Here is a 13,545-nt window from a genome sequence, read left to right as displayed (position 1 = left end):
GTAATTTTTATCGGTGCGCGGGGTTCCGGCCGGGGCGCGGGTCATCGTAGCACCGCGCCGCTTTTCGTGCGTCGTGTAGCCGTTATGTAAGCAGCAAGGCGCGTGCCATGTCGATGGAACGCGTCTCGATGCGCGATCGTGGTGCGCGATGCATGAATCGTGGGCGGGGTGGGCGGCGCGGCTGCGCCGAAACGGTGCGTGCCGGGCCGAGCGCTCAGGTCTGCCAGAGGCGCAGCGGCCGTGCGTCGACGCCGTGCACGAGCGGCCGCAGGTAAAGCCAGCAGTCGGCGAAGTGATGCTGCAGTGCTTCCATCGACGTCGATACCGCGCGCACCAGCACGACGCCCGGCGTCACGCAGGTCGCGCCCGCGCGCAGGGTGTCGTCGAACGGCATCCGCACGGCGAGCGCTTCGGCGAGCGCGGCATCGCACGCGGTGCCAACCGCCCACAGCGTGCCGTACACGGGAAAGCCGGCGAGACCCTGCAGTGCGCCGCGCAGCGGATCGTGCGCGTCGAGCAGCGCGCGCTCGGTCCATAGCGGCCGTCCATCGGCATCGACGAGTGCCGAACCCGATGCGATGCGGCCCGCCGACCACGTTTCGCCGGCCGCCTGCCGGCCGAGCTGCGTCGCGTCCCAGCCGATCGCGCTCGCGCCGGCGCCGAGCGTTACCGTGAAGTCGAGCGCGGCGTGGGCCGCGTCGAAGAACAGATTGTTTTGCGGCAGCCAGTCGAGCTTCGCGTGCTCGCCGACCGTGATGCCGATGCGCTGCGTCGCGTCGAGCCCGTTCGACTTGTACCACTTGGTCGCGCCGGGTGTCGTCAGCACCGCGTGCGTGCCGTCGCCGAGCGTGATGTCGATGTCGAGTCGGTCGCCGCCCGCGACGCCGCCCGGCGGGTGAACGATGACCGCGTGACAGATCGCGTCGCCCTCCGGATACAGCGGCCGCTGGACGCGCAACGGGCCGTCGTGCAGCCGGTGGACGAGCGTCGTGCGCGCGCCGTGCCGTTCGAAGCCGAGTTCGAGACGGCCGCGCCACGACTTGGCGATGGCGGGGCGGGACAGCGGGGCGTGGGAGTCGAGGGCGGACATCGGCGGCAAGCGGGAAACGACGGAAACGGGCGCGAAGAACGTGGATGCTACCGGAACAATAATGCAGATGCCGCGTTCGTTGGAAGCGCGGCGTGCGGCCGCACCGCGAACCGGCCGCCCGTGCGCGCTGCCGTATCGCCGCTCACACCGCGATCAGTTCGCGCACACCGTTCGTTTCCATGTCGCGCGCATCGCCGCCCGCGATGACCTCGCCGCGGCTCATCACCCAGTAATGGTCCGCGATCGAGCGCGCGAAGTCGTAATACTGCTCGACGAGCAGCACGGTCATTTTCGATTCGTCGACGAGCTGACGCAGCGTGCGGCCGATGTCCTGGATGATCGACGGCTGGATGCCCTCGGTCGGCTCGTCGAGGATCAGCAGTTGCGGCTCGCTCATCAGCGCGCGGCCGATCGCGAGCTGCTGCTGCTGGCCGCCCGACAGGTCGCCGCCGCGTCGCGCCCGCATGTCCTTCAGTACCGGGAACAGGTCGTAGATGCGGTCGGGCACTTTCGACGGCGCCTTGCGGCTCGCCGCGCCGACGAGCAGGTTTTCCTCGACGGTCAGCCGCGGAAAGATGTCGCGACCCTGAGGCACGTACGCGAGGCCAGCCGCGACGCGCGCATACGGCGGCAGCGTGCCGAGCGCCGTGCCGCGCCACGACACGCTGCCGCTTTTCGCGGCGACCACGCCCATCAGGCAGCGCAGCAGCGTGCTCTTGCCGACGCCGTTGCGGCCGAGCAGCACGGTGAGCTTGCCGTCGTCGGCGGCAAGCGTCACGTTGCGCAGGATATGGCTGCCGCCGTAGTACTGGTTCAGTGCATCGATCTTCAACATTGGATTACCGTCCGAGGTAGGACTCGATCACCGCGTCGTCGCGCTTGACCTGGTCGAGCGTGCCTTGCGCGAGCACCGCGCCTTCGGCCATCACCGTCACGCGGCCCGTATCGCCCGCGAGCGCCGCGACGAATTCCATGTCGTGTTCGACGACCATCATCGAGCAGGTGCCGCGCAACGTGTTCAGCAGCTTCGCGAGTTCCATCGTCTCGTGGTCGGTCATCCCGGCGGCCGGCTCGTCGAGCAGCAACAGTGCGGGGCGCTGCATCAGCAGCATGCCGATCTCGAGCCGCTGCTTCTGCCCGTGCGACAGCTCGCCGGCCGCGCGATACGCGTCGCTTTCGAGGCCGATCAGCGCGAGCGTCTCCTCGATCTTCGCCTGTGCGGCACGATCGAGCCGCGCGCGCAGCGACGCGAGCCAGCCCTTGTCGGTCTGCATCGCCAGTTCGAGGTTTTCCCACACCGGATGCTGTTCGAACACGGTCGGCTTCTGGAACTTGCGCCCGATCCCCGCACGTGCGATCTCGGGTTCGTTCATCCTCGCGAGGTCGATGGTCTGGCCGAGAAAAACCTTGCCCGCATCGGGTCGCGTCTTGCCGGTGATCACGTCCATCATCGTCGTCTTGCCCGCGCCGTTCGGGCCGATCACGCAGCGCAGTTCGCCCGCGTCGATCGCAAGCGACAGCTTGTTCAGCGCGCGAAAGCCGTCGAAGCTCACCTCGATGTCCTCGAGGTAGAGGATCGTGCCGTGCGACGTGTCGATGCCGGGCGGCACCACGCGGCCCATCGATGCGGTGCCGCTGACGGCCAGCAGCTCGTCTTCGGCCGGTGGTGTGAACTGATAGAGGGCCGTGCCGTTCATGCGCGTTTCCCCTTTGCGAGCAGCGTGTCCACGAGGCCCATGATGCCGCGCGGCAGCAAGAGCGGCACGAGCACGAAGATCAGCCCGAGAAAGAACAGCCAGTATTCGGCGAAGTACGCGGTAAAGAGGCTCTTCGCGCCGTTCACCGCGAATGCGCCGACGATCGGACCGATCAGCGTGCCGCGCCCGCCCACCGCGACCCAGATCGCCATTTCGATCGAGTTGCCGGGCGACATCTCGCCGGGGTTGATGATGCCGACCTGCGGCACGTACAACGCGCCCGCGATACCGCACAGCACGGCCGACAGCGTCCATACGAACAGTTTGTACGCGAGCGGGCTGTAACCGAGGAACATCAGCCGCGTCTCGCCGTCGCGCACCGCGGTGACCACGCGTCCGAGCTTGCTGGTGACGATCGCGCGCGCGGCGATGAACGCGAGCACGAGCGTCGCGAAGGTCAGCAGCAACAGCACCGTGCGCGTGCCGGGCGACGTGACGGAAAAGCCTGCGATGCGCTTGAAGTCGGTGAAGCCGTTGTTGCCGCCGAAGCCCGTCTCGTTGCGAAAGAACAGCAGCATCGCGGCGAACGTCAGCGCTTGCGTGATGATCGACAGGTAGACGCCCTTGACGCGCGAGCGGAACGTGAAGAAGCCGAACACCCATGCGAGCACGGCCGGCACGAGCACGACCAGCGCGAGCGCCCACGCGAGATGCTGCGTGCCGCTCCAGTACCAGGGCAGCTGATGCCAGTCGAGGAACACCATGAAGTCGGGCAGGTCGCTGCCGTATTTGCCGTCGCGGCCGATCTCGCGCATCAGGTACATGCCGATCGCATAACCGCCGAGCGCGAAGAACAGGCCATGGCCGAGGCTCAGGATTCCGCAGTAGCCCCACACGAGATCGAGCGCGAGCGCGGCGATCGCGTAGCACATCAGCTTGCCGGCGAGCGTCATCGCATACGCGGACAGGTGGAACGCGCTCGACTCGGGCGCGACCAGCGCGGCGAGCGGCACGCCGATGCCGATCGCGACGCACAGCGCGACGAGGGCAAGCCATGCGCGGCGCGACAGCAGCGCGGGGCGGGGCGGCAGGCCGAGCGCGAAACCGTCCTCGGCACGCGCGGTTGCGGCGGGCTTCGGCGCGCCGGCGACCGGATTCGACAACGAATCGGTGATTGAAGTCATGTCAGGCCTCCGCGCTGCGTCCCTTCGGGGCGAACATGCCCTGCGGACGTTTCTGGATGAACAGCACGATCATCACGAGCACCGCGATCTTCGCCAGCACTGCGCCCCAGAACGGCTCGATCGCCTTGCTGACGAGGCCGAGCCCGAAGCCGCCGAGCACGGTGCCGGCGATCTGGCCGACGCCGCCGAGCACGACCGCCATGAACGAATCGATGATGTAGTTTTGCCCGAGGTCCGGGCCCACGTTGCCGATCTGCGACAGCGCGCACCCGCCGAGGCCCGCGATGCCCGCGCCGAACGCGAACGCATACGCGTCGACGCGCGCGGTCTTCACGCCGACGCACGCGGCCATCCGGCGGTTCTGCGTGACCGCGCGCACGAACAGGCCGAGCCGGGTCTTCGTCAACACGCCCCAGGCGACGCACACGACCGCGAGCGCGAACGCGAGGATCGCGAGCCGGTTGTACGGCAGGATCAGGTTCTGCATCACGGTCACGCCGCCGCTCATCCACGACGGGTTCACGACCTGCACGTTCTGCGCGCCGAACAGCATGCGCGTGGCCTGGATCAGGATCAGGCTCACGCCGAACGTCGCGAGCAGCGTCTCGAGCGGGCGGCCGTACAGGTGCCGCAGCACGAGCCGCTCGAGCACGATGCCCACCAGCGCGGCCGCCGCGAACGACACCGGCACCGCAACGAGCGGATACCAGTCGAACGCGGCCGGCGCATAGCGCTGGATCAGCGTCTGCACGACATAGGTTGCGTACGCACCGATCATCAGGAATTCGCCGTGCGCCATGTTGATCACGCCGATCAGCCCGTACGTGATCGCGAGGCCGAGCGCCGCGAGCAGCAGCACGCTGCCGAGCGACAGGCCCGCGAACACGGTGCCCGCGATCTCGCCGCGGCGCTGCAGCGTGTGCAATGCATCGAGTCCTTGCTGCGCGGCTTCGCGCACGCGCGCGTCGGGCTCCGCATGGCTGCCGTCGGCGTTCTGCGCGACGAGCGGGCGCAATTGCTCGATCATGTCGAGATCGTGGCGCGCGGCCACCACCTGCACGGCTTCGAGACGCTTCGCCGGATCGGCGTCGTGCAGCGCGGCGATCGCCCACAGTGCGTCGAGACGGCGTTTCAATGCCGGATCGGTTTCCTTGGCGCGGGCGCGCTCGATCATCGGCTTGAGCGCCGGGTCGGGCGACTTCAGCAGCGCGTCGATCGCGTCGCGACGCGCGGCGACATCCGGCGACGCGAGAGCGAGACCCGACAGCGCGCCCGCGATCTTCGTGCGCAGCAGGTTGTTCAGCATCACGGGCTGCGCGTCGCCGGCCGGCGTCGCGGCCTGCGTGAGCGCGTCGTGCGCGGTGTCGCCGGTCTGGATCAGCAGGTGTCCGTCGCCGGTCGCGAGCGCATCGCCGGTCGACAGCGCATTGAGCAACGCGACGGCGCGCGGATCGGCATCGGCGGCGAGATGTTCGATCGCGGCCGTTTTCGCGTCGAAGTCGTCGCCGGCAAGCGCGGCGGTATCGGCCGCCGTCAGGGCGAACGCGGCGTGCGGCAGCGCGCCCGTCAGCGCGGCACAGGCGACGACCGCGACGGCGGCGCGGCGAAAGCGTGTAGGCATCGAGAAATCCTGTCGGGCGTGGGAAAGCGAACGCGTGCGGCGGCGAGCGAGCGAGTGCGGCGCGTTACCGCAATCGCGGCGGCGTGCCTGCACCGGCCTGCGAACGGAGCGCCACGCCGGTGCGCGGCGCTCCGCATCGCATCAGGCGAGCGCCGCGCGCTGCCGGCGCAGGAACGCCGGGATCGAGCTGACGATGTCCGGCTTGCCCTGGTTGCCCGCGATGAACGGGCTCCACGGCTGCGCGCGCACGACCGTCTTCGTCTTCCACACGACGTTGAACTGCCCGTCGCCGCGGATCTCGCCGATCATCACCGGCTTGTGCAGGTGATGGTTGCCGTCCATCGAGAGCGTGAAGCCCGACGGCGCGGCAACCGTCTGTCCGATCATCGCGACGCGCACCTTGTCGACGTCGGTGCTCTTCGCCTTCTCGACCGCCTGCTTCCACATGTGGATGCCGACGTAGGTCGCTTCCATCGGATCGTTGGTCACGCGCTTCGCGCCGCCCGGCAGATTGTTCGCCTTCACCCACGCGGCGAACTGGTCCTTGAACTTCGTGTTCGTCGGGTTCTTCACCGACATGAAGTAGTTCCAGGCCGCGAGATGGCCGACGAGCGGCTTCGTGTCGATCCCGCGCAGCTCTTCCTCGCCAACCGAGAACGCGACCACCGGCACGTCGGTCGCCTTGATCCCCTGGTTGCCGAGCTCCTTGTAGAACGGCACGTTCGAATCGCCGTTGATCGTCGAAACCACGGTCGTCTTGCCGCCCTGCGCGAAGTTCTTGATGTTCGCGACGATCGTCTGGTAATCGCTGTGGCCGAACGGCGTGTAGACCTCCTGAATATCGGCGTCCTTCACACCTTTCGATTTCAGGAACGCGCGCAGGATCTTGTTGGTCGTGCGCGGATACACATAGTCGGTGCCGAGCAGGAAGAATCGTTTCGCGCCGCCGCCTTCCGCGCTCATCAGGTACTCGACGGCGGGGATCGCCTGCTGATTCGGCGCGGCGCCCGTGTAGAACACGTTGCGCGACATTTCCTCGCCTTCATATTGCACCGGGTAGTAGAGCAGGCCGTTCAGTTCCTCGAACACCGGCAGCACCGACTTGCGCGACACCGATGTCCAGCAGCCGAACACGCATGCGACCTTGTCCTGCGTGAGCAGCTGGCGCGCCTTCTCCGCGAACAGCGGCCAGTTCGATGCGGGGTCGACGACCACGGGCTCGAGCTTGCGGCCCATCACGCCGCCGCTCTTGTTGATGTCGGCGATCGTCATCAGCGCCGTGTCCTTCAGCGACGTTTCGGAGATCGCCATCGTGCCCGACAGCGAATGCAGGATACCGACCTTGATCGGACCCGTGCCCGCATCGGCCGCGTGCGCAAACGGACTCTTGCCCGCCAGCGCGAGTGCACCGGCCATCGAACCGAACTTCAGCAGACTGCGACGTTTCATCGAGTTCCCCTTGACGTGTTTGGTAGGCGTGCGCCATGACGGCGCCGGCATCCGACTAACGCAAGGCATGTGCCAGTCGCACGGATGCACGCCGGGCGTGCCTGTGCGGGGTGGCGTGGGGCGTCGGCGTGGTGCGCGTGACGCGTCGTGCAGCATGCGCGATCCGTTGCGGTGCAGTCGCGCGGGCGCAAATGGTGCACGGTATGCGCCCGTGTGCGAGCGCGCATGTCACGCGTTGAGGGGCATGCGGAACGTGATCGATGCGCACGCATTCAGCCGCGTCGTGTCGTGTCGGCGTCGCAGTGCACGCGGGGGGAAGTGGAGTACGACGGGAAGCGCGAAGCGATCCGTTCGACGGGTGCCATGCTCGGGTGCTCGCCGCCGTTCGACATCGAACACACGCGGATAGCCGACGGGCTGAAGCAATCGGGGGAGGGGGAACAGAGAAGCGGAAATGCAAACGGGCGCGCCATGCGCGCCCGTTCGGCGGATCGGGGCGATCGGCTGCAACGTGCCGGTCGCCGTGGCGGCGCGCGATGCGCCGCCGGGAAGGTCAGTCACTCAGTAACGCGGCACGGACGGATCGACGTCACGCGACCACGCGTCGATCCCGCCCTGCAGGTTGTACAGCTTCGTGAAGCCGCGCGATTCGAGGAACATCGCGACCTGGGCGCTGCGCATCCCGTGATGGCACACGCAGACGATTTCCGCTTCGTCGTCGAGCTCCTCGCTGCGCGCGGGGATCTGTTGCATCGGGATCGACACGCTGCCGGCGATCTGCGCGGTCGAGATTTCCCAGGGCTCGCGCACGTCGAGCACGAGCGGCGCGGGACGCGCCGGATCGCGAAGCCATTCCGCGAGCATCGCGGGTGTCAGGATCTGCATGGAAGCTCCGCCGCTCAGAACTTGAAGCGCGACGGCTCCATCGCGTTGACGAGGTGATTGACGTAGGTTTCGAACACGTCGGCGACACGGTACTGCTTGTCGTCGATGCGCGTGATGATCTGCGCCTTCATCACCGGACGGCCGCCGACGAACGCCGACAGGCGGCCGCCGATCTTCAGCTGTTCGAGCATCTGCTGCGGCACGACCGGCAGGCCGCCCGCGACGCAGATCACGTCATACGGCGCCTTGTCGGGCCAGCCGAGCGAGCCGTCGCCGAGCACGACTTCCGCGTTCGTCACGCCGTCGTTGCGCAGGTTGTCCGCCGCGAACTTTGCGATGGTCGGATCGATATCGACAGCCGTCACGTGCTGTGCGCGATGCGCGAACAATGCGGCCAGGTAGCCCGAACCCGCGCCGATCACGAGCACGTTCTCGTGCTTCTTGACCGACAGTTCCTGCAGCACGCGCGCTTCGACGCGCGGGAACAGCATCTTGCTGGTGCCGCCGGGCAGCGGCAGCTCGAGGTCGGCGAACGCGAGATCGCGGTGTTCGGGCAACACGTAGTTTTCACGCTTGACGATCGACAGCAGGCCCAGGACGTCCAGATCCAGCACATCCCACGGCCGGATCTGTTGTTCGATCATGTTGAAACGCGCGTTTTCGATATTCATGGTGTGGTCACGCAGCCAGGTCGGCCATCAGCGGGGATAGAGAAACTTCGTGATTGTACCAAAGGGGGCGGCCGCGAAGCCTTCAGACGGCCTGCAACAGTCCTTTATCCCTTGCTCTTCTTGATCTGCGCCTCGAATGCGAGGTCGAGCTTGCTCGCCTTGCGCGGCTTTTTGGGGCCGAATTCGTCGACGAACCTGACGAATTCGTCGAGCGGCAGCGGCTCGCTGCGCTTCTCGGCGGTGCCGCCGGAGCGGTCGACCAGATAGAACAGGCCGCCCGCCATCGCGACGGCCGCGAACTGCGGGTTGCCGGAACGCGTTTTCAGGCGTTCGACCGCGTTGGTTGCTTTGGTGGTGCGCATCGTGCGGATTCTTGCAGGGGCGTTGAGCCCCGTACTTTATCAAACCGGCCGCCCGCATGCGGCCGTGCAGCGTCAGACGGTGCGCGAGTAGCGTTGCCGCGGCGTCTGGCCGAGGTAGGCGTCGAACGCCATCGCGATGTTGCGCACGACCATCCGGCCGGCCGGGTGGATCGTCAGGCGGTCGCCGGCGATGGTCAGCAACCCGTCCTGCTCGAACGTGCGCAGCGCGTCGAGCTCGCGCGCGAAGTGATCGGCGAAGCGGATCCCGTGCGCGGCCTCGATATGCGAGAACGGCAGTTCGAGGTTGCACATCAGCTGGGTGATCACGTCCCGGCGCAGCCGGTCGTCGGGCGTGAGCCGCACGCCGCGCGTGATCGGCAGCCGGCCCGCGTCGAGCGCGGCGCCATAGGCCGGCAGGTCCTTCGCGTTCTGCGCGTAGACGTCGCCAACCTTCCCGATCGACGACACGCCGAAGCCGACCAGGTCCGTATCCGCACGCGTGCTGTAGCCCTGGAAATTGCGCTGCAGCGTGCCGTTGCGCTGCGCGCGCACGAGTTCGTCGGTCGGCCGCGCGAAGTGATCCATCCCGATGTACACGTAGCCGGCCTGAGTCAGCATGTCGATCGCGAGGCCGAGCAGCGCGACGCGCGTTGCGGGCGGCGGCAGCGTCGCGTCGTCGATCTGCCGCTGCATCTTGAACAGGTGCGGCATGTGCGCGTAGCCGAATACCGAGAGGCGGTCGGGCGCGAGTTCGATGATTGTCTCGAGCGTGCGCGCGAATACGGCGACCGTCTGGTGCGGCAGCCCGTAGATCAGGTCGACGCTGACCGAATGGAAGCCCGTCGTGCGTGCTGCCGACAGCAGGTCGGCCGTCATCGCGAGCGGCTGGATCCGGTTGATCGCCTGCTGCACGATCGGATCGAAATCCTGCACGCCCAGGCTCAGCCGGTTGAAGCCGATGTTGCGCAGGTGGACGAGCGTCGCGGGCGTGACCGTGCGCGGGTCGATCTCGATCGAGAACTCCGCGTCGGCGTCCGGTGCAAGCGCGAAGTGTTCGCGGGTGGCCGCCATCAGCTCGGCCGTTTCGTCGTCGGACAGGAAGGTCGGCGTGCCGCCGCCCCAGTGCAGCTGCGTGACCGGGCGCGCGGGATCGAACAGCGCGGCCTGCAGCGCCAGCTCGCGCTTCAGTTGCTCGAGATACGGGCGCGCTCGGCGGCGGTTGTTGGTCGCGATCTTGTTGCAGCCGCAGTAGAAGCAGGCCGTGTTGCAGAACGGGATGTGGAAGTACAGCGACAGGTCGCTCGACGACGCGCCGGGATCGCCCGCGGCGCGCACGTAGTCGGCCGGGTCGAAATCGTCGCGGAATTGCAGCGCGGTGGGGTAGGACGTATAGCGCGGCCCGTTCGCGCCGTACTTCGCGAGCAAATCGGGACGGAACATTGTGTCGGCAGAACCGGAACTCATGATGGTCTCGCGCTTTTTAGATGCTTTCGAGTATATAAACGCGCGTTTCGGCTGCATTGTGTAATAACGTCGCAGCCGGCGGTGGCACAATGCGCAGTGGGCTGCCGCACGCTGCGTCCGGTTGCCGCACCGTTTTTTGTTGTTCGTGAGAGAGCCGAGTGTCCGTCGAAATGCCTGTCCGTCCGGCGCCCGCCGATGTCCCGCCGCCGCATGCGTGTCGCGAGGGGTGCGGCGCATGCTGCATCGCGCCGTCGATTTCCTCGCCGATTCCGGGGATGCCCGACGGCAAGCCCGCCGGCGTGCGTTGCGTGCAGCTCGGCGACGACCTGCGCTGCCGGATCTTCGGGCGGCCCGAGCGTCCCGCGTGCTGTTCCGGACTGCAGACGTCCGCCGAGATGTGCGGTGCGTCGCGCGACGACGCGCTCGCGTGGCTGACGCGCCTCGAAGTCGCGACGCAGCCGGCGCCGGGCGCCGGCGCGGCCCGCTGACGCATTGGCCGCGCTGCCCGTCACCGGCACGCGCATGGAACCGGCGACATCCGCCGAAGCACTAACTTCGGTCCACGGCCCTGCTTGCGGCCGAGCCGGTAACCCGAAGGACGCTTCGCCCGATACAGGAGATTGTTCAGCATGACCGCATCTTGCACGTCCGGCCGGCGCCGCTTCCTCGCCGCTTGCGCCGGCGCCATCGGCGTGTCGGTATCGCTCGCCGCCTGCGCGTCGACTTTCCCGTTCATCCCCGATCACTACACGTTCTCGCGCGGCGATGTGCAGAAAGCCGTCGCGCGCAAGTTTCCGTACCAGAAGACGGTCGCGCAGGTCGTCGACGTGTCGCTCGCCAATCCGGCCGTCAACCTGCTGCCCGACCAGAACCGCGTCGCCGTGCAGCTGGACGCGCATTTCGCGAGTCCGTTCCTGAGCGAACCGGTGAGCGGCAAGTTCATCGTGTCGGGCCAGCTGGCTTACGACGCGCCGAGCCGCTCGGTCGTGCTGAAGGCGCCGGCCGTCGACAGCCTCGTGCTCGACGGCAACGCGCAGATGTACGCGCAACAGGTCGGCGCGGCCGCCGGCCTGCTCGCGACGCAGGTGCTGACCAACTATCCGATCTACACGTTCAAGCCCGAACAACTGCAATTTGCCGGCGTGAACTACGAACCCGGTACAATTACGATTCTTACAAACGGCATACGCGTAGCGATCGTCGAAAAGTGACGGCGCACCGCGCGCGGCCGGGCGGGCCGCGACGGTGACGCGGCCCTTTCTTTCGACTACTTCGGAGTTGGGCCACGGATGGACTGGATCCTGATCTGCAAGGCATTGATCCTCGGCGTCGTCGAGGGGCTGACGGAATTCCTCCCGGTGTCGAGCACCGGCCACCTGATCGTCGCGGGCAGCTTCCTGAATTTCAACGACGCGCACGCGAAGACCTTCGACGTCGTGATCCAGTTCGGCGCGATCCTCGCGGTCTGCTGGGAATACCGGCAGCGGATCGTCTCCATCGTGTCCGGGCTGCCGAGCCGGCCCGACGCGCAGCGCTTCACGCTGAACGTCGTGATCGCGACGATTCCCGCGATCGCGCTCGGCCTGCTGTTCGAGAAGAAGATCAAGGCCGTGCTGTTCTCGCCGGTGCCGGTCGCGTTCGCACTCGTCGTCGGCGGCGCGATCATCCTGTGGGCCGAGGCGCGACAGCGCGAACGCCGCGAGCCGCCGCGCGTGCAGTCGGTCGATGCGCTCACGCCGCTCGACGCGCTGAAGGTCGGCATCGCGCAATGTTTCGCGCTGGTGCCGGGCATGTCGCGCTCGGGCTCGACGATCATCGGCGGGATGCTGTTCGGCCTCGACCGGCGCGTCGCGACCGAATTCTCGTTCTTCCTCGCGATTCCGATCATCTTCGGCGCGACGCTCTATGAAACCGTCAAGGACTGGCAGGCGTTCACGGTCGATTCGCTCGGCCTGTTCGCGCTCGGGCTCGTTGCCGCGTTCGTCAGCGCGTTCGTGTGCGTGCGCTGGCTGCTGCGTTTCGTCGCGACGCACGACTTCACCGTGTTCGCGTGGTACCGGATCGCGTTCGGCCTGTTCGTGCTGTTGGTGGGGTATAGCGGGTGGCTGAACTGGGCGTGATGCCCATGCGGGGGCGAGGGCGCATCCAATAGAGAACGGCCCGATCGGCAGCAGATGCCGGTCGGGCCGTTTGTCATTGCGCGACGCGCAGCGTGCGTTGCGCGCGCCGCGCGTTGTGTTCAGCCGGCGCGTTTGCGGAACACCAGGTCCCACACGCCGTGGCCGAGCCGCAGCCCGCGCCGTTCGAACTTCGTGACGGGGCGGTAGTCTGGGCGCGGCGCGTAGTCGGCAGCCGTGTTTTCGAGCGTCGGTTCGGCGCCGAGCACTTCCAGCATCTGTTCCGCGTAGTTTTGCCAGTCGGTCGCGCAGTGCAGGTACGCGCCGGGCTTCAGGCGCGATGCGAGGTGCGCGACGAGCGGCGGCTGGATCAGTCGGCGCTTGTGATGGCGCGCCTTGTGCCACGGATCGGGGAAGAAGATGTGCACGCCGTCGAGGCTTTCCGGCGCGAGCATGTGCTCGAGCACCTCGACCGCGTCGTGCTGGATGATGCGGATGTTCGGCAGGTCCTGCTCGCCGATCAGTTTCAGCAGCGCGCCGACACCCGGTTCGTGCACTTCGACGCCGAGGAAGTCGTCGCCCGGGCGGTGCGCGGCGATTTCCGCGGTCGATGCGCCCATCCCGAAGCCGATCTCCAGGATGCGCGGCGCGCGGCGGCCGAACACGGCGTCCCAGTCCGGGATTTCCGCCGCGTACGGGACGACGAAGCGCGGGCCGAGATCGTCGAGCGCGCGGCGCTGGCCGGTCGACACGCGGCCGGCGCGCGTCACAAAGCTGCGGATGCGGCGGCGGTGCAGCGGATTGACTTCGTCGGCGCCGTCGGCGGCTTCGTCGGGAAGGGCGGCGTCGTCCGGCGGCAGGCCGGCTTCGTTCGGATCGTCGTGCATCATCGGTGACAGAGAAAGGCTTGGTTCGGGCGCGGGCCCGTCATGCGCAGCGGTGCTGCCAGATGAACCGGCAGACGGTACAAAAAAGCCGCCTTCGACGAGGCGGCTCTTGCGCAGG

General features: G+C 67.5%; 14 protein-coding genes. 3 read left to right on the top strand and 11 right to left on the bottom strand.

The genetic code is table 11. From position 1 onward, the window contains the following. Nucleotides 1-214: 214 nt before the first annotated feature. The 10 genes from WS66_RS25355 to hemN form a co-directional block, all read right to left on the bottom strand. Entirely contained in the window at nt 215-1,090 is an 876-nt protein-coding gene (locus WS66_RS25355; protein WP_059605605.1) for an urease accessory protein UreD, read from the bottom strand. Nucleotides 1,091-1,232: 142 nt separating this feature from the next. Next, nucleotides 1,233-1,925, bottom strand: a complete 693-nt coding sequence (gene urtE / locus WS66_RS25350; RefSeq protein ID WP_059605608.1) for an urea ABC transporter ATP-binding subunit UrtE — start codon at nt 1,923-1,925, stop codon at nt 1,233-1,235. 4 nt (nt 1,926-1,929) lie between these two features. After that, nucleotides 1,930-2,787 (bottom strand): urea ABC transporter ATP-binding protein UrtD, encoded by an 858-nt coding sequence (urtD, locus tag WS66_RS25345; protein WP_059509652.1) that lies wholly within the window; start codon nt 2,785-2,787, stop codon nt 1,930-1,932. Continuing rightward, complete coding sequence (urtC, locus tag WS66_RS25340) at nt 2,784-3,971, bottom strand: urea ABC transporter permease subunit UrtC (RefSeq protein ID WP_059605612.1); 1,188 nt, start codon at nt 3,969-3,971, stop codon at nt 2,784-2,786. Before urtC ends, urtD begins: the two co-directional genes overlap by 4 nt. Before the next feature lies 1 nt (nt 3,972). Continuing rightward, entirely contained in the window at nt 3,973-5,592 is a 1,620-nt protein-coding gene (gene urtB, locus WS66_RS25335) for an urea ABC transporter permease subunit UrtB (protein ID WP_059605615.1), read from the bottom strand. A gap of 141 nt (nt 5,593-5,733) precedes the next feature. Beyond that, nucleotides 5,734-7,041, bottom strand: coding sequence for an urea ABC transporter substrate-binding protein (gene urtA, locus WS66_RS25330; RefSeq protein ID WP_059605640.1), 1,308 nt, complete (start codon nt 7,039-7,041; stop codon nt 5,734-5,736). 561 nt (nt 7,042-7,602) lie between these two features. Further along, nucleotides 7,603-7,926 carry a rhodanese-like domain-containing protein gene (locus WS66_RS25325; RefSeq protein WP_059605618.1) on the bottom strand — a complete coding sequence of 108 codons (324 nt, stop codon included), beginning with the start codon at nt 7,924-7,926 and terminating at the stop codon, nt 7,603-7,605. Between the two features lie 14 nt (nt 7,927-7,940). Continuing rightward, a complete protein-coding gene (locus WS66_RS25320) occupies nt 7,941-8,597 on the bottom strand; it encodes a protein-L-isoaspartate O-methyltransferase family protein (protein ID WP_059605621.1) in 657 nt (218 codons plus the stop codon). A 104-nt stretch (nt 8,598-8,701) separates the two neighbouring features. Continuing rightward, nucleotides 8,702-8,959 (bottom strand): hypothetical protein, encoded by a 258-nt coding sequence (locus tag WS66_RS25315; RefSeq protein ID WP_059448113.1) that lies wholly within the window; start codon nt 8,957-8,959, stop codon nt 8,702-8,704. 72 nt (nt 8,960-9,031) lie between these two features. Continuing rightward, on the bottom strand, nt 9,032-10,423 hold the full coding sequence (gene hemN / locus WS66_RS25310; RefSeq protein ID WP_059605624.1) for an oxygen-independent coproporphyrinogen III oxidase: 1,392 nt from the start codon (nt 10,421-10,423) through the stop codon (nt 9,032-9,034). A 170-nt stretch (nt 10,424-10,593) separates the two neighbouring features. On the opposite strand from hemN, the gene WS66_RS25305 reads away from it, so the two are divergent. The 3 genes from WS66_RS25305 (at nt 10,594) to WS66_RS25295 (ending at nt 12,543) form a co-directional block, all read left to right on the top strand. Next, complete coding sequence (locus tag WS66_RS25305; RefSeq protein ID WP_059605643.1) at nt 10,594-10,911, top strand: YkgJ family cysteine cluster protein; 318 nt, start codon at nt 10,594-10,596, stop codon at nt 10,909-10,911. 141 nt (nt 10,912-11,052) lie between these two features. Beyond that, complete coding sequence (locus WS66_RS25300; protein ID WP_059605627.1) at nt 11,053-11,634, top strand: DUF1439 domain-containing protein; 582 nt, start codon at nt 11,053-11,055, stop codon at nt 11,632-11,634. 78 nt (nt 11,635-11,712) lie between these two features. After that, on the top strand, nt 11,713-12,543 hold the full coding sequence (locus tag WS66_RS25295; RefSeq protein ID WP_059605630.1) for an undecaprenyl-diphosphate phosphatase: 831 nt from the start codon (nt 11,713-11,715) through the stop codon (nt 12,541-12,543). Nucleotides 12,544-12,662: 119 nt separating this feature from the next. Here the strand turns inward: WS66_RS25295 and trmB are convergent, their stop codons facing one another. Further along, on the bottom strand, nt 12,663-13,430 hold the full coding sequence (gene trmB, locus WS66_RS25290; protein WP_059605632.1) for a tRNA (guanosine(46)-N7)-methyltransferase TrmB: 768 nt from the start codon (nt 13,428-13,430) through the stop codon (nt 12,663-12,665). Between the last annotated feature and the right edge of the window lie 115 nt (nt 13,431-13,545).

The sequence above is a fragment of the Burkholderia sp. LA-2-3-30-S1-D2 genome (assembly GCF_001523915.2).
Classification (GTDB): domain Bacteria; phylum Pseudomonadota; class Gammaproteobacteria; order Burkholderiales; family Burkholderiaceae; genus Burkholderia; species Burkholderia diffusa.
The sequence above is the reverse complement of the archived record's forward strand: the minus strand, read 5'-3'. Positions and strand labels throughout refer to the sequence as shown.